The sequence below is a fragment of the Thermomonas sp. LB-4 genome (assembly GCF_036409385.1).
Taxonomy (GTDB): domain Bacteria; phylum Pseudomonadota; class Gammaproteobacteria; order Xanthomonadales; family Xanthomonadaceae; genus Thermomonas.
Window position 1 is genome coordinate 316,588 of record NZ_JAXOFT010000001.1, and the last position, 25,213, is coordinate 341,800.

Below are 25,213 nucleotides of genomic sequence, written 5' to 3' on the forward strand. Positions count from 1 at the left end.
GCGTCACCGGTCCGCCGGTCCCGCCCCCAACGGCGCCGGCCGCGCAAACAGATAGCCCTGCCCCAGCTCGCAGCCCAACGCCAGCAGCGCCTGGCGCTGGGCCTCGGTTTCGATGCCCTCGGCCACCACTTCCATGCGCTGCGCCCGCGACAGCGCCAGGATCGCCCGCACCACCGCGGTACTGCCGCTTTCGTCGTCGGGCGACAGGTCGCAGATGAACGAACGGTCGATCTTGAGGGTGTGCATCCGGAAACGGTGCAGGTAGCTCAGCGAGGAATAGCCGGTGCCGAAATCGTCCAGCGCCACCATCACCCCGCAGTCGGCGAGCTGGCGGAACACCTCGCCGATCTTTTCCGCGTTCTCCAGCAGCGCGCCTTCGGTCACCTCGATGCGGACCTGCGAAGGCGCGATGCGGTGCGCCCGCAGCAGGGCCATCAGCCGCGCCACCAGGCCCGGCGCGCCGAAATGCCGCGGCGAGAAGTTGACGTTCACGTACTGCTCCGGCCGCAGCAGCGAAGGCAGCAGCTCCAGCGTGCGCGTGAACACCGCCCAATCCAGCGCCTCCAGGCTGCCGTTGCCCTCCGCCACCGGCAGGAACGCCGCGGGCGCGAGCACCCCGCGATGCGGGTGGTGCCAGCGCGCCAGCGCCTCGTAACCCACCACCCCGCCGTCGGACAGCCGCACGATGGGCTGGAACCACGGCACCAGTTCGCAGCGCTCCATCGCCCGCCGCAGGTCGCTTTCCACCTCCAGCAGCTGCAGCGCGCGCGCATGCAGCGCCTCGTCGAAGACTTCGATGCGGTCGCGTCCGCCCGCCTTGGCGCGGTACATCGCGATATCGGCATCGCGCAGCAGCTCTTCCGGCTGGGTGTAGTGCGGCGCGCTCAGGGCGATGCCGACGCTCACGCTGCTGTACAGCTCCTTGCCCTGCACCCGCACCGGCGCCTCCATCGCCTTCACGATGCGTTGGCCCATGCGCAGCGCCGCGTCGGGCCCGTTCACCTCCATCAGGATCGCGAACTCGTCGCCGCCCAACCGTGCCACCATGTCGCGGCCGCTGCGCACGCAGCGCGAAAAGCGCGCCGCCACTTCCTGGAGCAGCGCGTCGCCGACCAGGTGCCCCACCGAATCGTTGATGACCTTGAACCGGTCCAGGTCCATGAACAAGACCGCGAAGCCGTAGCCCTGCTCGCGCTGCCCGTGCGCCAGCGCGCGCTGGAGCTGGTCGCGCAGGTAGGCGCGGTTGGGCAGGCCGGTGAGCGAATCGTGCAGCACCTGGTACTTGAGCTGGCGCTCCACGTCCTCGCGCACGCGGATCTGCTCCGACAGCTCGGCGGTGCGCGCCTCCACCCGCTGCTCCAGTTCGGCGTTGGCGTCCTTCAGCTCCGCGGCGGCGCGCTGGCGTTCCAGGCCGCTGGCGATCTGGTAGCTGATGAAGGTGAGCAGATCGCGTTCGCTGGCGCTGTAGCAGTGGCCGCTGGTGTAGTTCTGCACCGCCAGCAGGCCCAGCACGCGTTCGCCCGCCACCAGCGGCACGCCCAGCCACGCCATCGACTGCTGCCCGACCACGTCCAGCTCGCCGGACGCCTGCAGCGCCTCGAACTGCGCCCGGACCGCCGGATCCTCCATGTCCACCAGCAGCGGCTTGCCCCGGCGGATCACGTATTCGCTGATGCCGTGCCCCACCCGCCGGCTTTCCGCGGTGCCGCCGGTTTCATCCACGTAGTACGGGAAGTGCAGCCATTCGCCATCGTCCGAGAGCAGCGCGATGTAGAAATTGCGCGCATCCAGGAACTGCCCGACGATCCCGTGCACCGCCTGGTAGAACCCGTCGGGATCGGTGGCGGTGTGCGACAGCTCGGCGATGCGGTACAGCGCCTCCTGGATGCGTTCCGACCGCTGCCGCTCCTGCACTTCCAGGGTGAGCGCCTGGGTACGCTCGGCCACCCGCCGCTCCAACTCCTCCTGCTGCAGCTTGCGGTCCACGGCATTGAGGATGTGGCTGCCAACGTAGGACAGCAGCGCCTGGTCGGAGGTGGTGTAACGGGGCCGCTCGATGTAGCTCTGCACCACCAGCACGCCGCGCACCGCCTCGCCCACCAGGATCGGCACGCCCAGCCAGTCGAAGCATTCCTCGCCGATGTCGCGCATGGGCCCGGACACCTGCGCGCGCAGTTGGTCCAGCGCGCCCATCAGCGGGCGCCGGTCGCGGATGCAGTACCAGGTCAGGCCGCGCTCCATCACCGACATCGAGATGAATTCGTTGGCGTTGCGGATGACCGGATCGACGGTATCGACCAGGTAGATGAAGCGCAGCGCGTCGCTGCTCTCTTCGTACAGGGCGATGTAGAAGTTCTCGGCATACATGAACCTCCCGACGATGGCATGCAGTTCTCGCAGCATCGCGTTCAGGTCCATGCCGGAGCTGGCCATGTCGGCAATCTGGAACAGCGCCGCCTGCAGCTGCTCGGATCGCGCCAGCGCCTGCAGCGAGCCGGTGAGGTGGCGGCGCTCCAGCACCGCATCCGCCACCGGCGCCAGCAGCGCGCAGGCGCGGTCCAGCAACGCCGCGTCCGCATGGGCGGGCAGCAGGAGCGCGATGCCGCCGGTGGCATCGCGCGCCAGCAACCGCACGCCCCGACCGCCATCGGCGCCGTCGGCAACCGGGTCGCCACCGGCCTGCAGCATCGCCAGCAGCGCTGCATCCGCGGCCGGCGCCAGCCCGGCCGGCACGGTGCCGCTGGTGCCATCCGCCATCCACCATGCCACCGTCGCCGGCGCCGCGCCGGCCTCGGCCAGCGCGTGGGCAATCCCTTTCGCCAGCGCAGGCAGCGAAGGAGATTGCAGCAGTGCTTCCAGCATCGCCCCTAGCGCCAGCGGATCGCCGAACGGAACGGTCAGCGGCGCTGGGCGGGATGCGTGTGTCGTCATAGGCGAATGGCCCGCATGGGAAGCAACCCGGTCCCCCAGGGTAACGGCCGCCGGGCCGGCGGATGAAGGCCGCGGCGCCCCGAATGCCGAATGCGTGCGCCCGATCACGCCGGGTCAGGAAGGTGAAGCCGCGCGTTGGCGAAAGCGGCCGACCAGTCGATCACGCCGGGCAACCGATTGTTGCCCCGCTCCACCACCGGGTGCTGGCGGATGCCGGCCACATCGCGGCGCGGCAGCCACAACCTCCCGCCATCGGGACATCAGTCGATCAGCGCCTTGCGCAAACGCGCGTGGGAAATTGTCCCTGACACCTTTTGCTTTTGTTTTTGTTCTGCTTGTCCTGCGACGTATGCTGTCCCGCCGTCCACCGCACCCCTGCCATGGCCTCTCCCGCACTTCGCCTGACCGCAACGCTGTCCGTCCTGCTGCTTGCCGCCTGCAGCCAGCCGCTGCCCTACACCGGTGGCGACGTCGCCGACCTGCAGCGCATCGACGTGGCGATGGGACAGGGCGCTGTCGCCGCGGCCGGTGACGAGGTCAGCGTGCACTACACCGGTTGGCTCTACGACCAGAACGCGGCCGACAAGCGCGGCCAGAAGTTCGACAGCTCCCGCGACCGGGGCCAGCCGTTCGTGTTCCTGCTGGGCGCGGGGCGCGTCATCCGCGGCTGGGACGAAGGCGTGGCCGGCATGCGGGTGGGCGGCAAGCGCGAGCTCCGCATCCCCGCAGACCTAGGCTATGGCCGGGACGGCGCGGGCGGCGTCATCCCGCCGGGCGCTTCGCTGGTGTTCGAGGTGGAGCTGCTGGACGTCCGCAAATGACCGCGGCCGTCGTGGGAACCCCGCGACTCCGCTGATCCCCGCCCGCAGCGCGGGCTGCAGCGCACCTCCGGCGGGATCACCCCTTGTTCACCGACAAGCAGTGAGCCGCCTGAATCAAGAAGTCAGAAAGTACTGCCCCGACGGATGCGCAAGACGCAGCGCGTTCAAACGGAAATGCGCTCTGACCCTTCTGGTCTGTCGCCGTCACCCGGCGCTATCGGGCCGCTGAATCCCGCCCTGTTTCCGAACCCTGCTTCTGCGCCCCGCCCACGGTGGCGAAGTTGTACATCAGCCGGACCTGGCCGTCGCCGGCCCAGGCCATTGCCAGGGTCGCGCTGCGGTCGCCCTTGCGGTAGTACATGCTCGCGCCTCCGCGCGTGTCGACCGGCGAATAGTGGATCTCTGTCCAGCCTGCGGCCAGCATCGCGGCCTGCGCCTGCCCGGCAAGATTCAGCACCTCGCCGCGGGTCCGCAGTTCGACCGCATGCGCGCCCTCGTCTTCATTGACCTCGGCAACCACATGGTCCGCGGGCAGGTAGACGTCCGCCGGGAACCATCCGGGAAGCGCGACGGGAACGGCCGCAGGCGTTGCGATCACCTCCGCGGCGCCGGCGGGAATCGCAGCATCCGCACCCGCGGCTGCGGCCTCAGGGGTTGCGCGTGCAGCCTCGGCGGCCGTCTTGCGATCGCCGCCGCAGCCGCCCACGGCCGCTGCCACTGCCACCGCCAGCACGAGGAAAGATGGACGCATGTTCTAGCGGCTCGGGAAAGTATCCGGAAATACTACACGCGCGCGAAATGGTGTCAGTTCCCGGTGCCGGGCACACCATCCGTCCGCGCGGGCGCCCCGAGGCAGGGGAAAAATGTACCTGACCCCTTTTCCTACATTCCGCCCGCCGCCTCCATCGCGAGCTCAAACGAACGCAGGCGCGCGCCGGGATCGTGGATGTTCGCGGTCAGGATCAACTCGTCCGGGCGGTGGCGGGCCACGAAATCCGACAGCCGCGCGCGCACAGTGGCAACCGATCCCACCGCCGCGCACGCCAGCGCCTCGTCGACGCCCGCCAGCACCTGCGGCGCGTAGCGGGACCGCAACGCCTCCGCGGAGGCCAGCGGCGGGGGCACCAGGCCCGGCCGCCCGCTGCGCAGGTTCGCGAAGGCCTGCTGCTGGGTGGTGAACAGGCGCGCGGCGTCCGCATCCGTGTCCGCCACCACCGCGTTCACCGCCAGCATCACCCGCGGCTGCGCCAAGCGGGCAGACGGCCGGAATCCGGCGCGGTACGCCGCCACCGCCGGCTCCAGTAGCGCGGGCGCGAAATGCGAGGCGAAGGCGTACGGCAAGCCCAGGCGGGCGGCCAATTGCGCCCCGAACAGGCTAGACCCCAGGATCCAGACCTCCAGTTCCACGCCGGGACCGGGCACCGCCTGCACGGCTTGGCCGGGCTGCACCGGTTGGAAATACGACAGCAGCTCGACCACGTCAGCCGGGAATTCGTCGGCCGCGGCGTAGTAGCGCCGCAGCGCCCGCGTGGCGGCCTGGTCGGTGCCCGGCGCGCGGCCGAGCCCCAGGTCGATGCGCCCCGGATGCAGGGTGCCCAGCGTGCCGAACTGCTCGGCCACCTGCAGCGGCGCATGGTTGGGCAGCATCACCCCGCCCGCGCCGACGCGGATGGTGCGCGTGGCCGCGGCCACGTGCGCGATCAGTACCGCCGTGGCCGCACTGGCGATGCCCGGCATGTTGTGGTGCTCGGCCAGCCAATAGCGGCGGTAACCCAGCGCTTCACCCAGCCGGGCCAGGTCAAGCATGTGCGCGAAGGTGTCGGCGGGCGCGCTGCCCTCGGCAACGGGCGCGAGATCGAGGATCGAGAGGGGGAGCATTTCCTGATTCTAGGCGCTCCAAAGGGGGCGGAGAACATTTGCGCGTGAACTGCGGCGCGGCCGCCGTTGACGCCGCACCTGCACCGGTCTATTCAGCGCCCTAGCCACCATCGACCCGAACGCAGGCGAACCCAACGCGCGCTCCTGCCGCATGGGCAACCGGGGGAAAATGTACCTGACCCCTTTTTCTAAGGCGCCGATGCAGGCATCGCAGTCAAGGCAGTCGCCGCCAGTAGAAATGCACCAGGCAGCGTACGCCTTGCTCGTGCTCGTGAACTGGACATACGCCTCCCAATGCAGTCGATTATCTACCCGTCCTCAGCATGCAACTTCCGCAGTTACACGCCTTTGACGCATCTTTAGCTGCTTCATTCCGGCGGATACATCATCGGCAACACCACCGGTGCCAATGCGCGATAGATGGTGCCGTGACTGAGATCCGGTCGCGCAACGACCTTCCATTCCAACTGGCTCGGCGCAGCCTGCTTCAATGCATCCTCCAGGATGCGCACGTTCGGGCCAATGGTCTCCGGCTCCGCCCACGCCACGAACAATCGCCCCCGCGTCTCCGGGTGCGCCACAAACCAGGTTCCCGCGTCCTTAGCCAGCTTGCCGGCGTTCCACCACAGGCTGGGATCCAGGGCGATGCTGGTCTCGAACAACCCCGGCATCTCGAAGAACGTTTCAACGATGAACAGCCCCGCCGCGGATTCGCCAATGATGCCGCGACGCTCGCTTGCCGGATGGTTCGCTTCCACCCACGGCACCAGCTCGGTGGCGATGAACTTACGGAACTCGGCAGCCCCACCCACGACCGGCGCGATCTTGCGATCCTTCTTCACCGTGGTTGGCCCGGTCATGTCGCGGCGGCGCTGGGTGTTCTCGATCCCCACCAGGATCACCGGCGCCATCCGGCCTTCGCGGATCGCCGCATCAATGGTGTTGGCGACATGCGGGAAGTCCTCGGCCACTCCACCGTCCGGCATGTAGATCACCGGGTAGCGACGCTCTTCCTGGAGCGTTGAAGGCAGGTAGACATTGATTCTCCGTTGCTCCTTCATCACCGCCGAATCAAGCACGACCGACTGGTGCGGAGGTGGCACTTCGGAAACTGGCTCCGCAGCCCAGACAGCGGGCACACACAGCATCAACAACAAGGCAAAGACACGGCGAGAAGGCATCATGCTGTGCAGTGTAAGCCCAAGCCCAGTGAGGGAACGGGGTCAGGTTCACTTCCCACACGACTGCGGCATACCCACCGACCCATCACGCCTGCGTTGACCGATGGGCCACCGGCGCCGCCCGGGCGAGACTGCCGCCATGGCCCAACACCCCCGCATCAACCTCCCCGGCATCCCGCAGCACGTCGTGCAGCGCGGCAACAACCGCCTGCCCACTCATGTAGACGTGATCCGTTGTGCTGGCGAGTCTCAGCCTGTGATTCATGGTTCTGCTTCAATCACAGCCAGCCAACCACCCACGGGACTTTTTCGGACATACTGTCCGCAGGCGTCCCGCCTGAGCAGAAGAGAACGCATGGATACGCAGACGCTAATCGAGCTTGCCCTTCAACGTTACAGCCCGAAGGAAGTCGGTCTGGCCCTTGGCGTTGACGCCCGCACCGTCCGCCGCTGGCACACGCGGGAAACCGAACCGCCGTCCTACGTCTCGGATGCGATCCGCCAGAGGCTGCTGAAGTTCCCCGACGGCGAACCGGCGCCGGCAGCATTCCGATTCATCGACCTGTTCGCCGGGATCGGCGGGATCCGCAAAGCCTTCGAGGCGCACGGTGGTCGTTGCGTGTTCACCAGCGAATGGGACGAGTACGCACGCAAGACCTATGCTGCGAACTTTCCTGACCTCAGCGGTCATGTTTTTGCCAGTGACATCACCGAGGTGGATGCGCAGGACGTTCCGGATCACGACGTTCTGCTGGCCGGATTCCCCTGCCAGCCTTTCTCGATTGCCGGTGTATCGAAGAAGAACGCGCTGGGCCGGCCACACGGCTTCCTGGACAAAACGCAGGGCACGTTGTTCTTCGACGTTGCACGCATCATCGAAGCCAAACAGCCAAAGGCCTTCCTGCTGGAAAACGTGAAGAACCTGGTGAACCACGACAAGGGGCGCACCTTCGCCACCATCTTGGAGGTGCTGCGCAACGACCTCGGCTACGACGTCCACACAAAGGTCATCAACGGCAAGCACTTCGTGCCGCAGCACCGCGAACGCATCATCATTGTCGGGTTCCGCGAGCCGGTCCCGTTTTCCTGGGATGACCTGGAGCTGCCGCCCATCGCCGAGGGCCCGAAGCTCGGCAGCATCCTTCACCGTCAGGATGGCACCGAGCCGCTGGACACCCGCTGGCTCGAAGGCAAGCGCGGCAAGGTGTCCGACAAATACACGCTCTCCGACAAGCTCTGGAGCTTTCTCAAGGACTACGCGGCCAAACACCGGGAGAAGGGAAACGGCTTCGGGTTCGGCCTCGTCGGAAAGAAGGATACCGCGCGCACACTGTCGGCCCGCTACTACAAGGATGGCTCCGAAATCCTGGTTGATCAGGGCCCGCACAGGAATCCGCGCCGCCTGACACCACGCGAGTGCGCCCGCCTCATGGGCTTCGACGACACCTTCCTGATTCCGGTTTCAGATACACGCGCCTACAAGCAGTTCGGCAACTCCGTGGTCGTGCCGGTCATCGCCGAAGTCGCACGCATCATGGTTCCCCACCTTGATGCGATCGGTGCGAAGCCGGTTCGCAAAGCCAAGGCCGCCTGAGATGGACATCATCAGCCCGGAGCGCCGCTCCGCGCTGATGTCGCGGATACGCGGCAAGGACACAGGCATCGAGGTGCAGGTACGCAAGGGCCTGCATCGTCTCGGATTCCGCTATCGACTCGGCGGCGCAGGGCTGCCCGGCCGGCCGGATATTGTGCTGCCGAAGTATCAGACGGCTGTCTTCATACACGGCTGCTTCTGGCACGGACATGGCTGCCCTCTATTCCGACTGCCGAAGACCCGTGCCGGCTTCTGGAAGACGAAAATCGATACCAATCGGGCGCGCGACGCTCGCAAGGAGGCCGAATTGCGCGCACTCGGATGGAACGTCGAAACGATCTGGGAGTGCCAACTCCGTGGCGCAACGGCGGAGGAGAAATCTCGTTCCATCAGCGCCTTGGGCGAGCGGATCAGGGCCCATTCGCCTCGGCAGCCCTGATACAGGGCAATGCTAATCTCGTCATGTCCGGTCCAGCGAGCACACCGTGGATTCCTTCGAAGATCTTAAGGCCCTCGTGGCCCGTTTCCGCGAACTTGGCGCCACGCGCATCTTCTTCAAACCCCTCAGCGAGAACGACAACAGCAAGCAGCAGGTGTATCTCGGCGGTAGTTTCGAGGTTCTGACCTACTTCCCGTATGGAGAAGTCCAAGCCGAGCCGGGGCTGAAAGACCCGACTTTCAAGGCACCTCTCGACTTTTTTTGGATCGGCCCGACAAGCCGGGAAAAGGCTCCAGGCGCACAGCTCATCCTTTACTCACGCTATCCCGAAGTGAGACTTTCAGGCTTCCTGCGCGGCTGCAGGACCGCACCCAATGAACACTTGCGGCCGACCCCGAAAGACCTGCGACGCGGCGTCGATGGCCGGTTGCTTTTCTTCGGAACCACAGCGGACGGCCTCACACTCGCCCACTTGGCACCGGGCGGATCGTCCTTGGCGCTCGAGGCGGCGCTGGCGCCACATATCGATGCGGGGCTCTTCAAGGAGCTGGCCGTCCCCGGCACACCCGCGGGCAATTCGAAGTCCCTGGTGCTCATGCGCCTACGCGAGATCCAGCAGCTCGGGCCCGTTCCCTCAATGCGACTCAACAGGAACGGCGAGCGCATTCCCTACAAGGCGCTCAACGGTGGCGGTTACACGCTGGAAGCGTTGCTGGGGATAACGCCGAACGGTGACGCCGCACCCGACTACCTCGGATGGGAGATCAAGGCGTACAGCGGTAGCTATATCACGCTGATGACGCCGGAACCGAACGGAGGCTATTACGGCGCCAACGGCGTCGGCGCTTTCGTCCGGCGCTATGGCCGGCACGTCGCCGGCAAGGACCAGATGTACTTCACTGGCCGACACCACTACGGCAAACCGGACGCCACAACCGCCATGACGCTTGGACTGACAGGCTTCGACAATGCGAAAGGTGTCATCACGGATGCAAGTGGCAGCATCGTCCTGCTGGACCAGGGCGGCAATGAAGCTGCAACGTGGACATACAGCAACCTGCTGACGCACTGGAACCGCAAGCACGCCTCGGCTGCGTATGTGCCATACAAGCTGCAAAGCGGAGCCGATCCATCCTACTGCTATCGGAATCCCGTTCTGCTGGGAGAACGGACAGATTTCTCGAAGTATCTCAGCGCCCTCGTTGCGGGGCATGTCGTATTCGATCCCGGGTCAAAGATCGACGGAATCGCGACGGCACGCCCGAAAGTCAAAGCGCGCAGTCAATTCCGGATACCTCGACAACGCCTCTCGGTGCTCTACGAGAAATTTGAAGAGCTCGATCTCAGCGCCTGACCGCCTCTCATGCCTCCTGGACGACGAGGATCCTGCACGCTGCCGCCAGCTGCTGCGCGAGACGGTGTTGGCTCACGGTTAAGAACGGGGTTAAGAACGGGGTCAGGTTCACTTCTGACACGGACGCGGCGCATTCGCCGACCCGCAGCGCCTGCGTTCGCCGATGGGCGACGGGCGCCGCCCGGGCGAGGCTTCCGACATGGCGCGCCTGCCCCGCATCGACCTCCCCGGCATCCCGCAGCACGTCGTGCAGCGCGGCAACAACCGCCTGCCCTGCTTCCTGGACGACGAGGACCGCGCCCGCTATCGCCAACTTTTGCGCGAAGCCCTGCTGGCCATCGACTGCCGGCTGCACGCCTACGTGCTGATGGACAACCACGTGCACCTGCTGGTGACCCCGCCCCGCGCTGGCGCCATCGGCCAGCTGATGCAGCGCCTTGGCCGCCAGTACGTCGGGCAGTTCAACGCCCGCCACGGCCGCACCGGCACGCTGTGGGAAGGCCGCTACAAGGCCTGCCTGGTCGACACCACCGAGTACCTGCTGCGCTGCGCCCGCTACATCGACCTCAATCCGGTGCGCGCCCGCATGACCGACGACCCCACCGCGTTCGCCTGGTCCAGCTGCCCCGGCCTTTGCGGCCTGCGCGACGACCCGCTGCTGGCGCCGCATACCGTGCAACGCGCCCTGGGCGCCGAGGGCTACCAGGCGCTGCTGGCCGAAGCCCTGAGCGAGGACGACCTCGCCACCCTCCGCCTCTATCTGCAACAACAACGCGCCTACGGCCGCGACGCCTTCCGCGCGATGGTGGAAGCCAAGACCCAACGCTTCGCCGGCGTGCGCCCCGCGCATCGACCGGCCAAGACCAAGTCAATCACTGAAACGGGATAAGTGAACCTGACCCCGTTTTACCGTTTTAGCCGTTTTACGCACCTGCTGGTCAGGCCGCCGCGGACAAGACCGCTCCAACCACCGAAACGGGATAAGTGAACCTGACCCCGTTTTCTCAACCCCGTTTTCTCAAAAAGTCGACTCTGACCCCTGTTTTCAGGTCGAGCTGTTGGATATCCGCAAGTCGCAGTGAGTGGAGCGCAAGAGGAATCAGAGCGCAGAAATTGTCCCTGACACCTTTTTTTCTGTTTACGTCGAAGATACAAGTGCTTCCGCATGTATGCGAATCATTGGCGGCGGCAAAGCGTTTCCTATCATCAACGCAATGGATTCCTTGCCGTGCTCTAGAACAAATTGGTAGTCCGGAGGAAAACCTTGCAACAACGCAGCTTCTCGTAGCGAGATCGCTCGGTCTTCGAAAGGATGTAGGAACCGTCCCTTAGATGGATTGTGGCATCCACTCGTAATTGTTGGCGCCGGCCGGTCCCAACTCATCCTTCCGTATACATCGCTAAATCCATTCGTCTTCCCATGACAGGCGAGCTTCAGCATATCCGGCAACTGGCCACGACTACCGCCATTTTTTGGAATAGCACGGATGATGCGCAGCGCCGCCTCAGAATGGTTGACACGCAGCCGGTGCAACTCATCGTCTTCAGGGACGTGCGCAAGCGCATCACCAACCGTAAGTCGATTGTCACATCGCGCAGGAACGTTTGGCTGACGTCCGAACGTCCCAAGCAGAAGAAGTCTCTTCCTTCGCTGCGGGACACCGAAGTCGTGCGCATCGACAACATCTTCAACTAGTCGATAGCCCGCAGCAGACAACTCGCGCTTCAGCTTGGTCCATAGGGGCTGGGCGCGAAGCCCCGGAACGTTCTCCAGCAACAAATGCCGGGGCTTCAGGGCTACAGCGAAATCAAGAAAGCTCATTGCCAGGTTATTTCGAGGATCCGCATTGCTTGAAGATCCGTTGCGAGTTCGAATTCTCGAGAAGCCTTGGCATGGTGGACACCCTGCGAGCAGGTTCAGTTGTCCAGGGCGGATGCCGCAGCGCTCCATCAGCTCACGCGGCTCGAGCCTAGTAATGTCTTGCTCCATCAGAACGACGTCTGGATGGTTTAAGCGATAGGTCTGCGCAGCCTTTCTATCAATCTCTACCGCCGCCACTACACGATATCCAGCTAAGCGAAGCCCGAGCGATAGGCCGCCACAGCCGGAAAACAGATCGATCGCCGAAGGTCGAGTGTCACCCATGTTCAGCCCGCCACTTCGCCACGAATCCCGCAAGAATTTGGCTGACTTCATGGACGTCATTGGTAGCGGACGCGTGCTTGGATAGCTCATAACCTGAGATCTCAATCACCTGCGATGCTGACGCGTCTGGGACATCGTTTGCAATCTGGCCATACAACAGAATCTTCGCTTTGTCGCCCGTACCGTCCAAGCTAGGTACGAGCGTCGGGAACGCCGCGCGTACAACAATCTCTTCCGGCACAGTCCGCGGTAGAAATCGCACGCGATCAGTTACCCAGGTTATGTATTCCTTTTGCGCCGCGATTTTTTTGGCTTGGAGCCCGGCGTCATTCCCACCGGTCAGATAAAGCGACGGATCTACGCCCGTCGAGGCTCGGATTCGGTCGCCTAGCAAGCCTTCATCAGCAGGCGCGACCGACGCCACGTCGGGGAGAGGAGCCTTAAACGTTTGGTCCCCGTCCAATAGGGCAAACGTCGCGTCCTTACCCGCAATAGCGGATGGGATGTAGTGAGCCAAGATCATGGGCGCTCCGCCTGGAACCACGACTGCATCGATAAGCTCGCGCTCGCCTGCGGGTAGTGCCCGTTTGGCGATATCGACGACTTTGCATGCGAGCTCGTCTTCGACGATGACGCGAATTCGTCCCGGGGCTTTTGCGCCCAACCTGTTGAACGCGACCAAGGAAGAGGAACTGTTGACGACCGTTACCCGACCGCTCGGGGTGAGATCGAGCACCTTAATCGCACGATCTGGCAGCTCGTCCACGAACTCTGGTGAGTGAGTGGAGATAACCACCTGCATCTTTTTTTGGACAATACAGTCAAGAAGAAATTGGAGAAAGCGCCGCTGCGCCCCAGGGTGGAGCGAGGTCTCGGGCTCGTCTAGAAGCACGAGAGTACCTGCATCGGCAGCTAGCAACTTGACGACAGAACTAACGACAGCCACCTCACCACTGCCGGCGAAAGCCTCAGAGTATTTGAGAGACGGCCGTTCAAAGAGAACACTAATGTCCTGACCCCGATACCCGGGGTAGAGTGTGTGTCGTACGATCGTCGCGGAAATGTATTGGTGCCCCAGAATGTGCTTAACACACTCTAGCTCCTGAGGGGTTAGCACGCGATTCTCAAAAACTCGCTCGCGATTCCACAAGGGATAGGTTGAGTACCCCTTCTCAATTACACACTTCAGACGCCGCGCCTCACGCAGCATCGCAATGTGCTTTTCTTCCTTACTTTGCCCAGTCTCGAAATAGAAGAACCGATCGAAAGCGCTGATTTCAGCTTTAAAGTTTATGTGTACGACAGCGCGCTCCACCGGAAGCCAGCGATCAGACGCGGCTCCGACGGGAGCACCGGCAGGGAGAGGCTTCATGCCATCGCCAACGACGATCTTCGTTGGCTCCCAGTAGTCCAGTCGCGTCCCGCTTCGGACGCGCGCCTTTCGTGTTTCAACAAACTCCCCAATGTGCGAATTCCAGTGGGCGTAGATAAAGCGCGACACGCCGAGCCCCTTCCCTTCGACAATCGGGTCCAACTCGGTCGAGAACCAGAAATCCTTTAGGGAGTATTTGTCCGGCGCGCCGTAGAGTGCATGAAGAATAGAGCTCTTCCCGCTTCCATTGGCGCCAACAAGCACTGTTAGGGGGAAAGGAAAGTCGACCGTCGTCCCCGGCTCGATGTTTTTAAAGTTGGGAAAACGAATGCTTCCGATATATTTCTGAAGCGGCGCTCCGGGCTTGAATTTTTCTATTGTTGAGATCAGATCCTTGATGCTCTTCATCCCCCTCCCCTGCTGTCACATATTCCGCCTGTACTCCCCACCCACATCGTACAACGCATGGCTGATCTGCCCGAGGCTGTGCGTCTTCACCGCCTCCATCAGGCTGGCAAACACATTTCGCCGTTCCCGCGCGGTCGCCTGCAGGCCCTTCAGCCCGTCTGACGCAAACCCATTCCGGTTGCCCTGGTAGCCCGCCACGTTCGCGATCTGCTGCCCCTTCTCCGCTTCCGTGGAGCGGATCAGCTCGATCTCGGTGACGATGTCGCCGCCGTGTTCCTTGGGCAGAAAGGTGTTGACCCCCACCAGCGGCAAGCTGCCATCGTGCTTCTTGTGCTCGTAGTACAGGCTTTCTTCCTGGATCTTGCCGCGCTGGTACATGGTGTCCATCGCGCCGAGCACGCCGCCGCGCTCGCTGATGGCCTCGAACTCCTTGTACACCGCCTCTTCCACGATGTCGGTGAGCTTGTCCACGATGAAGCTGCCCTGCCACGGGTTCTCGCAGAAGTTCAGCCCCAGCTCCTTGTTGATGATCATCTGGATGGCCACCGCGCGGCGCACGGACTCTTCCGTGGGCGTGGTGATGGCCTCGTCGTAGGCGTTGGTGTGCAGGCTGTTGCAGTTGTCGAACAGCGCGTACAGCGCCTGCAGCGTGGTGCGGATGTCGTTGAACTGGATTTCCTGCGCGTGCAATGAACGCCCGCTGGTCTGGATGTGGTACTTCATCATCTGGCTGCGCGCGCTGGCGCCGTAGCGCTCGCGCATGGCGCGGGCCCAGATGCGGCGGGCCACGCGGCCGATGACGGTGTACTCCGGGTCCATGCCGTTGCTGAAGAAGAAGCTCAGGTTGGGCGCGAAGTCGTCGATCTTCATCCCGCGCGCCAGGTAGTACTCCACGATGGTGAAGCCGTTGCTCAGGGTGAAGGCCAACTGGCTGATCGGGTTCGCCCCGGCTTCGGCGATGTGGTAGCCGGAGATGGACACCGAGTAGAAGTTGCGGACGGCGTGGTCCACGAAGTACTGCTGGATGTCGCCCATCATGCGCAGGGCGAACTCGGTGCTGAAGATGCAGGTGTTCTGCGCCTGGTCTTCCTTCAGGATGTCGGCCTGCACGGTGCCGCGCACGGTCTTCAGCGTCTGCGCCTTGATGCGGGCGTAGGTCTCGGCGTCCACCAGCTGGTCGCCGGTCACGCCCAGCAGCGCCAGGCCCAGGCCATTGTTGCCCTGCGGCAGCTCGCCTTCGTAGCGCGGGCGCGGCTTGCCTTCGAACAGCGCGTCGATCTTCTTCTGGGCATCGGCCCAGCGCGCCGGGTCGGCCTTCAGGTATTGCTCCACCTGCTGGTCGATGGCGGTGTTCATGAACATCGCCAGGATGATCGGCGCCGGGCCGTTGATGGTCATCGACACGCTGGTGGTGGGCGCGCACAGGTCGAAGCCGGAATACAGCTTCTTCATGTCGTCCAGCGTGGGCACGTTGACGCCGGAGTTGCCGATCTTGCCGTAGATATCCGGGCGCGGCGCCGGGTCTTCGCCGTACAGGGTCACGCTGTCGAAGGCGGTGGACAGGCGCGCGGCCGGCTGGCCCAGGCTGAGGTAGTGGAAGCGGCGGTTGGTGCGCTCCGGCGTGCCCTCGCCCGCGAACATGCGGATGGGGTCCTCGCCGGTGCGGCGGTACGGGTACACGCCGCCGGTGTAGGGGTAGTAGCCGGGCAGGTTTTCCTTCTGCAGGAACACCAGCAGCTCGCCCCAGGCCTTGTAGGTGGGCGCGGCGATCTTGGGGATCTGCTGGTGGCTGAGCGACTCGCGGTAGTTCTCCACCCGGATGGTCTTGTCGCGTACCTGGTATTCGTTCACCGGCTCGGTGATGGATTTCAGGCGGGCCGGCCAGTCGCGCAGCAGCTTCAGCGCCTCGGAATCCAGCGACTGGATGGCGTCGTTGTAGCGCTGGCGTAGGGTCTTCAGGCTGCGGTCGTCGCCGTCGGCGAGGGCTTCGGCCGGGTACAGGTCCAGTGCCTTGGGCAGCGCCGCGTCATCCAGTTCCTTCAATGCGTCCCACAGCGACTGCGCGCGGTCGGCGATCTCCGCCTGCGATTCGATGCGGGCGTTGATGTTGCGGCCCTGCTCGGCGATCTCCGCCAGGTAGCGGACGCGGTTGCCGGGGATGAGGACGGTGGCGCGGGGTTCCTTCAGCGCGGTGTCGATGGCCGGCTGCAGGGCGTCGGCCGGCAGCGACAGCTTCTCGCGCAGCAGGCGGCACAGGTTGGCGAACATCCAGTTCAGGCCGGGGTCGTTGAACTGGCTGGCGATGGTGGGATAGACCGGGACGTCCTCGTCCTTGGTCTGGAACGCCACGCGGTTGCGCTTCCACTGCTTGCGCACGTCGCGCAGGGCGTCCTCGGCGCCGCGCTTGTCGAACTTGTTGAGCACCACGAGTTCCGCGTAGTCCAGCATGTCGATCTTCTCGAGCTGGCTGGGCGCGCCGAAGTCGCTGGTCATCACATACATCGGGAAATCGACCAGGTCCACGATCTCCGAGTCGCTCTGGCCGATGCCGGCGGTTTCCACGATGACGAGGTCGTAGCCCAGCGACTTCAGGAAGGCGATGCAGTCCTTCAGCACCACGTTGGTGGCCGCGTGCTGGCGGCGGGTGGCCATGGAGCGCATGAACACGCGCGGCGAACGCAGCGAGTTCATGCGGATGCGGTCGCCCAGCAGCGCGCCGCCGGTGCGGCGGCGGGTGGGGTCCACGCTGACCACGGCGATGTGCATGTCCGGGAAGTGGGCCAGGAAGCGGTTCAGCAGCTCATCGGTGACCGACGACTTGCCGGCGCCGCCGGTGCCGGTGATGCCCACCACCGGGGTCTTGCCGCCGGCCAGCTGCCATTCCTTGCGCAGGTGGGCCAGCTCGGCCTCGTCCAGCGCCTGCTCCTCGATGGCGCTGAGCATCCGGCCGATCTCGATCTCGTTGTCGAATTCAACCTTGTGCGGCTTGTCGACGGGCAGGCGCGCGGCCCCGGCGCGCTTGACCACGTCCTCGATCATCGCCACCAACCCCATGTGCATGCCGTCGTTGGGGTGGTAGATGCGCTCGACGCCGTAGGCTTCCAGCTCGCGGATTTCCTCGGGCGTGATGGTGCCGCCGCCGCCGGCGAACACGCGGATGTGGGCAGCGTCGCGCTCCTTCAGCATGTCCACCATGTACTTCAGGTATTCGACGTGGCCGCCCTGATAGGACGACAGCGCGATGGCGTCGGCGTCTTCCTGCAACGCCGCGCGCACCACGTCCTCGACGCTGCGGTTATGGCCCAGGTGCACCACTTCCGCGCCCTGCGCCTGGATCAGCCGGCGCATGATGTTGATCGCGGCGTCGTGGCCGTCGAACAGGCTGGCCGCGGTGACGAAGCGCAGCGGGGTGGCGTCAGGCTGCTGCTGCGGAAGGGTTTCGGCCGGGGTGCTCATGGGGCTGCATCCACATATTCAATGGCAATTCCCGATTGTAACGCGCGGGTTAGGATGGCCAGAACGCCACCGGATGCCCTGCCCATGCGCCCTCGCCTGCCACTGCTGCCCGCCGCCCTCGCCCTCACCATTGTCTTGGGCGCCTGCCAGCACGCGCCGCCCCCCTCCGCGGCGGCGACCTCGCGGTTGCTGCTGCTGGGCGAGGTCCACGACAGCGCCGCCGGCCACGCCGCGCGCGCCGCGCTGCTGCGCAAGGAGTTGGAGGCGGGCTGGCGGCCGGCGATCGCGATGGAGCAGTTCGACACCGCCCAGCAGGCGGCGCTGGACGCGGCGATGGCCGAATGCGGCGATGCAGCCTGCGTGGTGGCACGCGTGGTGACGGGGAAGTCGGGTTGGAACTGGGATTTCTACCAGCCGGTGATCGCGCTGGCGCTGGAATACAGGCTGCCCCTGCTGGCCGCCAACCTGTCGCGCGCGGACGCTTCGAAAGTGGTGAAGGACGGCTTCGCAGCCGCGCTGCCGGCGGCGCTCATCGCGCGCTACCAGTTGGACGCGCTGCCGGCGGCGGTGCTGGCCGCGCAGGAAACGGAAGTGCGTGACAGCCACTGCGGCGCACTGCCGGAATCACTGGTGTCGCCGATGGCGAAGGCGCAGATCGCCCGCGACGTGGTGATGGCCGAGACCCTGCGCACCCACGCCGCCCGCGGCGTGGTGCTGGTCGCCGGCAACGGCCACGTGCGCGGCGACATCGCGGTGCCCTATTGGCTGCGGCGCGACGGCCTGGCGCCGCGCGCGGTGGGCTTCCTGGAACCGACCTCCGAGGCGGCCGCGTTCGACGCCGTGCAACGCATTCCGGCCACCACGCGGCCCGACCCGTGCGCGGGGTTCAAGGCGCCGGCGTCATCCGGCTGAACGGGGATCACCCCGGCCGTACCCCCGCGTATGCAGGCCCCGTCCGGAGGAATGGCCTAAAATGACCGGCTGCGGCGGCCGTGGCCGGCCGCAGTCCAATCCCGTTCCCTTCCTACTGCCACTGGTTCCGCTGCGTGCGGCGGCCCCGGCCGGAGTTTTTGCAATGATCTTCGAAACGCTCGACATCTACGGCCACGAGCAGGTCGTGTTCTGCCACAACAAGGACGCTGGCCTGAAGGCGATCATCGCCATCCACAACACCGTGCTGGGCCCCGCCCTGGGCGGCACCCGCATGTGGCCGTACAAGAGCGAGGCGGAAGCGCTGAACGACGTGCTGCGCCTGTCGCGCGGCATGACCTACAAGAACGCCGTGGCCGGCCTGAACATCGGCGGCGGCAAGGCGGTGATCATCGGCAACCCGGCCACCGACAAGTCCGAGGCGCTGTTCCGCGCGTTCGGCCAGTTCGTGGAATCGCTGGGCGGCCGCTACATCACCGCCGAGGACGTCGGCATCGACGTCAACGACATGGAATACGTGTACCGCGAAACCGAGTACGTGACCGGCGTGCACCAGGTCCACGGCGGCTCGGGCGACCCGTCGCCGTTCACCGCCTACGGCAGCCTGCAGGGCCTGATGGCCACCCTGAACCGCAAGTTCGGCGACGAGGACGTGGGCAAGTATTCCTACGCCGTGCAGGGCCTGGGCCACGTGGGCATGGAATACGTGAAGCTGCTGAAGGAACGCGGCGCCAAGATCTTCGTCACCGACATCAACCAGGCGCTGGTGGACAAGGCGGTGACCGAGTACGGCGCCGAGGCAGTGGGCCTGGACGAGATCTACGACGTGCCGGCCGACGTGTATTCGCCCTGCGCGCTGGGCGGCACCGTGAACGAGCAGACCCTGCCGCGCTTCAAGTTCAAGGTGATCTGCGGTTCGGCCAACAACCAGCTGGCCAACAACGAGATCGGTGACGAAGTGGTCAAGCGCGGCATCCTGTACGCGCCGGACTACGCGGTGAACGCGGGCGGCGTGATGAACGTGGCGCTGGAGCTCGACGGCTACAACCGCGAGCGCGCCATGCGCATGATGCGCACGATCTACCACAACCTGACCCGCATCTACGAGATCGCCGACCGCGACGGCATCCCGACCTACCGCGCCGCCGACCGCCTGGCCGAGGAGCGCATCGAGAAGATCGGCAAGCTGAAGCTGCCGCTGGGCCGCGGCCGCACCCGCTTCCAGGGCCGCATCCGCGGGAACTGATTCCGGCGGAGCCGGAATCAGTTCGTCCGTGGCCTCCACATCCCCCGCCGCTGTCGCGGCGCCCCCCTTGACTCAATGGGGGCTTCCCATCCGGATAGAGAGGAGAAAACGCCCGGCTTGCCGGGCGTTTTTGTTGCGGCGAGGGCCATGTTGCCGGCCGATTACAATTGACCCATCCGGCCCGCCGCCAGCGGGCCTTCCGACACCTTCGAGAAATCCCATGCGTCCCTTTCCCCTTGGCGAAGACATCGATGCCCTGCGCGAGGCGGTCCGCCGCTTCGCCGAAACCGAGATCGCGCCGCGCGCGGCCAAGGCCGACGAGGACAACTGGTTCCCGCAGGAGCTGTGGCCGATGCTGGGTGAGATGGGCTTGCTGGGTCTGACCATTCCCGGCGAGTACGGCGGCAGCGGGCTCGGCTACCTGGCCCACCTGGTGGCGATGGAAGAGATCAGCCGCGCCTCGGGCGCGATCGGCCTGTCCTACGGCGCGCATTCCAATCTGTGCGTCAACAACCTGCATGCCAACGGCAACGAAGCGCAGCGCGCGAAGTACCTGCCCAAGCTGTGCAGCGGCGAGTTCAAGGGCGCGCTGGCGATGAGCGAGCCCGGCGCCGGCTCCGACGTGGTGGGTTCGATGGCCTGCCGCGCCGAACTGAAGGGCGACACCTGGATCGCCAACGGCAACAAGATGTGGATCACCAACGGCCCCGAGGCCGACGTGCTCATCGTCTACATGCGCACCGCCAGCCGCGAGCTGGGCAGCAAGTGCATGACTGCCTTCATCGTCGAGAAGGGCATGAAGGGGTTTTCCACCGCGCAGAAGCTGGACAAGCTGGGCATGCGCGGCAGCAACACCTGCGAGCTGGTGTTCGAGAACTGCGAGATCCCGCAGGAGAACGTGCTGGGCGAGGTCAACAACGGCGTGAAGGTGCTGATGAGCGGCCTGAACACCGAGCGCTTGGTGCTCAGCGGCGGCCCGATCGGGCTGATGCAGGCCGCATTGGACATCGCCCTGCCCTACGTGCGCGAACGCCGCCAGTTCGGCCAGGCCATCGGCACCTTCGAGCTGATGCAGGCCAAGATCGCCGACATGTACACGTCACTGCAATCTTCGCGTGCGTTCGCCTACCAGGTGGCGCGTGACTACGATGCCGGCCACAAGAGCCGCATCGACGCCGCCGCCTGCCTGCTGCACGCCAGCGAAGCCGCAGTGCAGGTGGCGCTGGAGGCGATCCAGTCACTGGGCGGCAATGGCTACATCAACGAATTCGCCACCGGCCGCATCCTCCGCGACGCCAAGCTGTACGAGATTGGCGCGGGCACCAACGAGATCCGCCGCATGCTGATCGGCCGCGAGCTGTTCGCCGGCAACCACTGATCGCGCCATGGACGGCGATGCCGGCACGCCAGTCGAATCCGCCGCATGCTGATCGGCCGCGAGCTGTTCGCCGGCAACCACTGATCGCGCCATGGACGGCGATGCCGGCACGCCAGTCGAATCCCGCCGCATGCTGATCGGCCGCGAGCTGTTCGCCGGCAACCACTGACGGACGCCGCCGGCTGCCCCGGCGGCGCCGCTCAGGCGGATCCCGCTGCGCGACAGCCGAGCGGCGGCTGGCTCCAGCTCCGCGCCGGCATCGACCCCGGTCCGCTGCCGCCTGCCAGGCATTCGGCGCGGCCGGTGCTCTCGAAGCGGTCGCGCCCGTTGTGCTTGGCCCGGTACAGCGCGGCATCGGCACGCTGCAGCAGGGAGGCGGCGGTCACGTCGGCATCGCAGGCCTCAGCCCCGCCGATGCTGGTGGTCAGCGGCCGCAGCGGCCATGCGTTGGTGCGGACCGCATGCAGCACGCGCTCGGCGATGGCCGGCAGCTGGTGCAGGTGGGCGCCGTGGATCACCAGCACGAATTCCTCGCCGCCATAGCGGAAGGCCGCGTCCTCCGGACGCAGCGTGGCGCGCAGCAGCCGACCGATCTCGCGCAGGGCGTCGTCGCCGGCAGGGTGACCGAAGTCGTCGTTGTAGGCCTTGAAGTGGTCCAGATCCAGCATCAGCAGCGAAAACGGCAGTCGCTGCCGGCGGTCGGCGTGCAGCAGCCGCTGCAGCATCCCGTCCAACTTGCGCCGGTTGCCCAGCCCGGTCAGCGCATCCGTGTCAGCGGCATCGCGCAGCTGCAGCGACGCCTCGCGCAGGCGTTCGCTGCGATCCAGCAGCGCCGCCACCAACCAGATCATCCAGGCCAGTGAGCCTCCGGTGAACACCGCGCCGAGCGTGGAGGCGACGATCTGGGACACGCCGAACCGGCTTTCCAGCAGCTTGAACGCGAAGGTGTAGGCCAGCGGCAGCAGCAGCGCCGGCAGCAGCAGGCTGCGCGCCAGCAGGCCGCCCAGAGTGGCGGCGGTGCTGAGCCGGGTCAGGCCGGTGGTCGGCACCGACGACATCCACCCCAGCGTGCCGAACAGCAACAGCACCCCGGTGAGGATCGGCAGGCGCTCCAACAGGCTTTCCCCGTGCTGGGCCGGCACGAACGCTAAACTGGCCAAGCTCGCCATCGCGATCGCCAGCACGCCGAGTCCGAACAGCTCACGCAGGACCAGCGCGCGCCCATTGAGGATCAGCGGGCCCTGCCCGCCCAGCAGCAGGAAACCGCAGGCAGCCAGTTCCGCCATCCGCGCCGGTGGTCGCAGGCCTTCGCCAAACGCGGCATCCAGCCCCGCAGCGATTCCGCGATAGCCGACGCCGGCGTATTCCAGCAGCGAATCCGCCGCCAGCACGGCCACCACCGCGCACAGCAGGCTGGCCAGGCCGCGGACCCGACGGCGGCGGCTGCCGACCGCGCCCAGCGCAAGTCCCGACAGCAGGATGCACACGGCAGCGGTCAGGCGCATGTCGCGGCCGCCCAAGGCCGGGACGAGATCGCTATGCGTCGCCCATTCCACGCCGCTGCCCAGCCCCACCAGGATCATCAACAGGCTGGCGAGACGCGAGTACAGCAGGTACCCGCGCAGGGCCCAGCGGCTGTGGACAAACTCCGTGCTCATCCGAGGTGCGCCCGGCTGCCCATGCGCGGCGGCTTGGGCGTGACCCGGCCCGGATCGCACGCGCGAACGGATGTGAACGCCGTGCTACTGCCCAAATGCCTGCTCCCCTGCGGCTTCCGCACGGGCACGCAGCCCGGCGGATAACCGGAGCGTAGGCGCGTCCTTGACCGCGGTCAAGATTCTCCCCCCGCGTCGCACCTCAAGAATCCGCGATACCGGCCGATGAAGTGACTGCCCAAACCTTGAACCCGGATATTCCATGAATAGTCCCGCAGCGCCGCATTCCGCCACCAGCGCCTCTTCCAAGGCCGCGACCGCCGGCGAGTTCCTCACCTTCACCCTGGGACAGGAGGAGTACGGGGTGGACATCCTGAAGGTGCAGGAGATCCGCGGCTACGACGCGGTGACCCGCCTGCCGGATGCGCCGGAGTACATCAAGGGCGTGATCAACCTGCGCGGCACCATCGTGCCGGTGATCGACATGCGGGTGAAGTTCCGCCTGGAAGCCAAGGTCGACGCACTGACCGTGATGATCGTCCTGAACGTCGCCGACCGCGTGGTGGGCATGGTGGTGGACAGCGTCTCCGACGTGGTGCAACTGACCGCCGAGCAGATCCGCGCGATGCCCGAGGTGGGCACCGGCATCGACCGCCGCTTCCTGACCGGCATCGGTGCGCTGGACGAGCGCATGCTGATCCTGCTCGACATCGAGGGCCTGATGACCAGCACCGAGATGGGACTGGTGGTCGACAGCGCGGCCGCCCAGGCGGCCTGACGCCATCCGGAGGCCGCCAAGCGCCTCCGGCATCGCCGCCAGGCGTTGTTGCACGCACCCGCCCAGCCAACGCCACTTTCCGGTATCTCGAGTCCACATGCGCCTCTTCGCTTCGCTGTCGAACAAGCTCGCCAACTTCTCGGTCCAGCGCAAGCTGATCCTGCTGACCCTGATCAGCGCGATCGGGGTGATCGCGATCGCCGTGACCGCGGCGCGCTTCCAGTATCTGGACGTCAACAACACCCGCAAGATCGCGCTGGATATCCGCGTGCAGCTGGCCAACAGCGTGCTGGATCACTACCAGAAGCTGGCCGAGGATGGCCGGCTTCCGCTCAAGGATGCGCAGCAGCAGGCCCTGTCCGCGCTGAGCACCATGCACACGGACGACAACGACAACTATTTCTACGTGCTGGATACCGGCAACCGGATGCTGATGCACCCGCTGCGCCAGGACCTGGTCGGGCAGGACCTGAAGGATTACCGGACCGAGCACGGCGACCGCCTGTTCCATGACCAGCTGGAATCCGTGCGCAAGGGCGACGGTTTCACCACCTACCACTGGGCCAAGCCCGGCCACGGTGACGAGCCGGTCCTGAGGATGGCGTACGCGAAGCTCTACAAGCCCTGGAACTGGGTGGTGGCCACCGGCGTGTACATGGACGACGTGCAGGCGCAGGCCTGGCGCTTCACCGGGATGATGACCTTGACCGGCGGCATCCTGGTGCTGCTGGTATTCGGGCTGGGCTGGCTGATCGGCGACCGCATCGTGGGGCCGCTGCGCAAGGCCACCGCGGTGGCGGACGCGATCGCGCACGGCAAGCTGGACAACGTGGTCGTGCAGGCCTCGCGCGACGAGTGCGGCCAGCTGCTGGGCAGCATGCGCGGCATGCAGGAGCGCATCCAGGCGGTGCTGGCGGCCCAGCGCGAAATGGCGCGCCAGCACGAAAGCGGCGCCATCAGCTACCGGATGGACGAGAGCGCCTTCCCGGGCGAGTACGGCGCCATGGTGGCCGGCACCAACCAGCTGGTGGCCAACCACATCGGCGTGAAGATGCAGGTCGTCGCGCTGGCGCAGCGCTACGCCATCGGTGACTTCAGCCAGGACATGCCGGCGCTGCCCGGCGAGAAGGCCGAGATCACCGAGACGATGGCGACCATCAAGCGCAACCTCGGCGCGATCAGCCAGAGCATCCGGCAGTTGGGCGATGCGGCTGCACAGGGCGACTTCAGCCTGCGTGGCGACGCTGGCGCCTACCAGTACGAGTTCCGCGACATCCTGCTCAGCCTCAACCGGCTGATGCAGACCACCGACGACAACCTCGGCCAGATCTCCGGCCTGCTGCAGGCCATGGCCCGCGGCGACCTCACCGCGCGCATGGACGGCGATTTCCAGGGCGTGTTCGCACGCATGCGCGACGACGCCAACGCCACCATGACCCAGCTCACCGGGATCGTCTCGGGCATCCAGCAGGCCGCCGGCAACATCAATGCCGCCGCCAGCGAGATCGCCGCCGGCAACGACAACCTCTCGCGCCGCACCGAGCAGCAGGCGGCGTCGCTGGAGGAAACCGCGGCGTCGATGGAGGAGCTCACCTCCACCGTGAAGCAGAACGCCGACAACGCCCGCCAGGCCAACCAGCTGGCGC

18 protein-coding genes are annotated in these 25,213 nt (G+C 65.8%); 10 read left to right on the top strand and 8 right to left on the bottom strand.

Translation table 11 applies throughout. The features are described 5' to 3' along the window. Positions 1-3: 3 nt before the first annotated feature. Complete coding sequence (locus tag SPK54_RS01555) at positions 4-2,931, bottom strand: EAL domain-containing protein (RefSeq protein ID WP_330946180.1); 2,928 nt, start codon at positions 2,929-2,931, stop codon at positions 4-6. 380 nt (positions 2,932-3,311) lie between these two features. Between SPK54_RS01555 and SPK54_RS01560 the strand changes: the two genes are divergently transcribed. Beyond that, a complete protein-coding gene (locus tag SPK54_RS01560) occupies positions 3,312-3,752 on the top strand; it encodes an FKBP-type peptidyl-prolyl cis-trans isomerase (protein ID WP_330946181.1) in 441 nt (146 codons plus the stop codon). A gap of 214 nt (positions 3,753-3,966) precedes the next feature. On the opposite strand, the gene SPK54_RS01565 is transcribed toward SPK54_RS01560, so the two are convergent. The 3 genes from SPK54_RS01565 to SPK54_RS01575 form a co-directional block, all read right to left on the bottom strand. After that, positions 3,967-4,503, bottom strand: coding sequence for a hypothetical protein (locus SPK54_RS01565; RefSeq protein ID WP_330946182.1), 537 nt, complete (start codon positions 4,501-4,503; stop codon positions 3,967-3,969). 131 nt (positions 4,504-4,634) lie between these two features. Continuing rightward, positions 4,635-5,630 (bottom strand): LLM class flavin-dependent oxidoreductase, encoded by a 996-nt coding sequence (locus SPK54_RS01570; RefSeq protein WP_330946183.1) that lies wholly within the window; start codon positions 5,628-5,630, stop codon positions 4,635-4,637. Positions 5,631-5,998: 368 nt separating this feature from the next. Continuing rightward, positions 5,999-6,709, bottom strand: a complete 711-nt coding sequence (locus tag SPK54_RS01575; RefSeq protein ID WP_330946184.1) for an alpha/beta hydrolase-fold protein — start codon at positions 6,707-6,709, stop codon at positions 5,999-6,001. A gap of 457 nt (positions 6,710-7,166) precedes the next feature. On the opposite strand from SPK54_RS01575, the gene dcm reads away from it, so the two are divergent. The 4 genes from dcm to SPK54_RS01595 all read left to right on the top strand — a co-directional run bounded on the left by dcm (position 7,167) and on the right by SPK54_RS01595 (position 11,087). Further along, the gene (gene dcm, locus SPK54_RS01580) at positions 7,167-8,405 is read left to right on the top strand and encodes a DNA (cytosine-5-)-methyltransferase (RefSeq protein WP_330946185.1); all 1,239 of its coding nucleotides are present in this window, start codon (positions 7,167-7,169) and stop codon (positions 8,403-8,405) included. A gap of 1 nt (position 8,406) precedes the next feature. Then, positions 8,407-8,844 carry a very short patch repair endonuclease gene (locus SPK54_RS01585; protein ID WP_330946186.1) on the top strand — a complete coding sequence of 146 codons (438 nt, stop codon included), beginning with the start codon at positions 8,407-8,409 and terminating at the stop codon, positions 8,842-8,844. Between the two features lie 46 nt (positions 8,845-8,890). Then, complete coding sequence (locus SPK54_RS01590; protein ID WP_330946187.1) at positions 8,891-10,198, top strand: MvaI/BcnI family restriction endonuclease; 1,308 nt, start codon at positions 8,891-8,893, stop codon at positions 10,196-10,198. 199 nt (positions 10,199-10,397) lie between these two features. Further along, positions 10,398-11,087, top strand: a complete 690-nt coding sequence (locus tag SPK54_RS01595) for a transposase (RefSeq protein WP_330946188.1) — start codon at positions 10,398-10,400, stop codon at positions 11,085-11,087. A gap of 249 nt (positions 11,088-11,336) precedes the next feature. Here the strand turns inward: SPK54_RS01595 and SPK54_RS01600 are convergent, their stop codons facing one another. Genes SPK54_RS01600 through SPK54_RS01610 form a run of 3 tightly spaced genes read right to left on the bottom strand, consistent with a single transcriptional unit; the run spans position 11,337 to position 17,580 of the window. After that, a complete protein-coding gene (locus tag SPK54_RS01600; RefSeq protein WP_330946189.1) occupies positions 11,337-12,395 on the bottom strand; it encodes a DNA cytosine methyltransferase in 1,059 nt (352 codons plus the stop codon). Continuing rightward, the gene (locus SPK54_RS01605) at positions 12,337-14,124 is read right to left on the bottom strand and encodes an AAA family ATPase (RefSeq protein WP_330946190.1); all 1,788 of its coding nucleotides are present in this window, start codon (positions 14,122-14,124) and stop codon (positions 12,337-12,339) included. The genes SPK54_RS01600 and SPK54_RS01605 overlap by 59 nt, the downstream gene beginning before the upstream one ends. A 15-nt stretch (positions 14,125-14,139) precedes the next feature. Further along, positions 14,140-17,580, bottom strand: coding sequence for a methylmalonyl-CoA mutase family protein (locus SPK54_RS01610; protein WP_330946191.1), 3,441 nt, complete (start codon positions 17,578-17,580; stop codon positions 14,140-14,142). A gap of 84 nt (positions 17,581-17,664) precedes the next feature. On the opposite strand from SPK54_RS01610, the gene SPK54_RS01615 reads away from it, so the two are divergent. The 3 genes from SPK54_RS01615 (at position 17,665) to SPK54_RS01625 (ending at position 21,134) form a co-directional block, all read left to right on the top strand. Continuing rightward, on the top strand, positions 17,665-18,492 hold the full coding sequence (locus tag SPK54_RS01615; protein ID WP_330946192.1) for a ChaN family lipoprotein: 828 nt from the start codon (positions 17,665-17,667) through the stop codon (positions 18,490-18,492). Between the two features lie 163 nt (positions 18,493-18,655). Then, positions 18,656-19,756, top strand: coding sequence for a Glu/Leu/Phe/Val dehydrogenase dimerization domain-containing protein (locus SPK54_RS01620; RefSeq protein ID WP_330946193.1), 1,101 nt, complete (start codon positions 18,656-18,658; stop codon positions 19,754-19,756). Between the two features lie 220 nt (positions 19,757-19,976). Next, positions 19,977-21,134, top strand: coding sequence for an isovaleryl-CoA dehydrogenase (locus tag SPK54_RS01625; RefSeq protein WP_330946194.1), 1,158 nt, complete (start codon positions 19,977-19,979; stop codon positions 21,132-21,134). Positions 21,135-21,334: 200 nt separating this feature from the next. Here the strand turns inward: SPK54_RS01625 and SPK54_RS01630 are convergent, their stop codons facing one another. Then, entirely contained in the window at positions 21,335-22,792 is a 1,458-nt protein-coding gene (locus SPK54_RS01630) for a GGDEF domain-containing protein (RefSeq protein ID WP_330946195.1), read from the bottom strand. A gap of 259 nt (positions 22,793-23,051) precedes the next feature. Here SPK54_RS01630 and SPK54_RS01635 point away from each other — a divergent pair, with 259 nt between their 5' ends. Together SPK54_RS01635 and SPK54_RS01640 are read left to right on the top strand one after the other, a co-directional pair. Then, positions 23,052-23,567, top strand: a complete 516-nt coding sequence (locus SPK54_RS01635) for a chemotaxis protein CheW (protein ID WP_330946196.1) — start codon at positions 23,052-23,054, stop codon at positions 23,565-23,567. A 97-nt stretch (positions 23,568-23,664) separates the two neighbouring features. Beyond that, the coding region (locus tag SPK54_RS01640; protein ID WP_330946197.1) for a cache domain-containing protein at positions 23,665-25,213 on the top strand (1,549 nt) is incomplete at its 3' end.

Coding starts and splice junctions, on each gene's coding strand:
- SPK54_RS01620 (WP_330946193.1), top strand. CDS start 18,656: ATGATCTTCGAAACGCTCGACATCTACGGCCACGAGCAGGTCGTGTTC.
- SPK54_RS01615 (WP_330946192.1), top strand. CDS start 17,665: ATGCGCCCTCGCCTGCCACTGCTGCCCGCCGCCCTCGCCCTCACCATT.
- SPK54_RS01600 (WP_330946189.1), bottom strand. CDS start 12,395: ATGAAGTCAGCCAAATTCTTGCGGGATTCGTGGCGAAGTGGCGGGCTG.
- dcm (WP_330946185.1), top strand. CDS start 7,167: ATGGATACGCAGACGCTAATCGAGCTTGCCCTTCAACGTTACAGCCCG.
- SPK54_RS01565 (WP_330946182.1), bottom strand. CDS start 4,503: ATGCGTCCATCTTTCCTCGTGCTGGCGGTGGCAGTGGCAGCGGCCGTG.
- SPK54_RS01595 (WP_330946188.1), top strand. CDS start 10,398: ATGGCGCGCCTGCCCCGCATCGACCTCCCCGGCATCCCGCAGCACGTC.
- SPK54_RS01625 (WP_330946194.1), top strand. CDS start 19,977: ATGCGTCCCTTTCCCCTTGGCGAAGACATCGATGCCCTGCGCGAGGCG.
- SPK54_RS01610 (WP_330946191.1), bottom strand. CDS start 17,580: ATGAGCACCCCGGCCGAAACCCTTCCGCAGCAGCAGCCTGACGCCACC.
- SPK54_RS01560 (WP_330946181.1), top strand. CDS start 3,312: ATGGCCTCTCCCGCACTTCGCCTGACCGCAACGCTGTCCGTCCTGCTG.
- SPK54_RS01630 (WP_330946195.1), bottom strand. CDS start 22,792: ATGAGCACGGAGTTTGTCCACAGCCGCTGGGCCCTGCGCGGGTACCTG.
- SPK54_RS01635 (WP_330946196.1), top strand. CDS start 23,052: ATGAATAGTCCCGCAGCGCCGCATTCCGCCACCAGCGCCTCTTCCAAG.
- SPK54_RS01555 (WP_330946180.1), bottom strand. CDS start 2,931: ATGACGACACACGCATCCCGCCCAGCGCCGCTGACCGTTCCGTTCGGC.
- SPK54_RS01585 (WP_330946186.1), top strand. CDS start 8,407: ATGGACATCATCAGCCCGGAGCGCCGCTCCGCGCTGATGTCGCGGATA.
- SPK54_RS01605 (WP_330946190.1), bottom strand. CDS start 14,124: ATGAAGAGCATCAAGGATCTGATCTCAACAATAGAAAAATTCAAGCCC.
- SPK54_RS01570 (WP_330946183.1), bottom strand. CDS start 5,630: ATGCTCCCCCTCTCGATCCTCGATCTCGCGCCCGTTGCCGAGGGCAGC.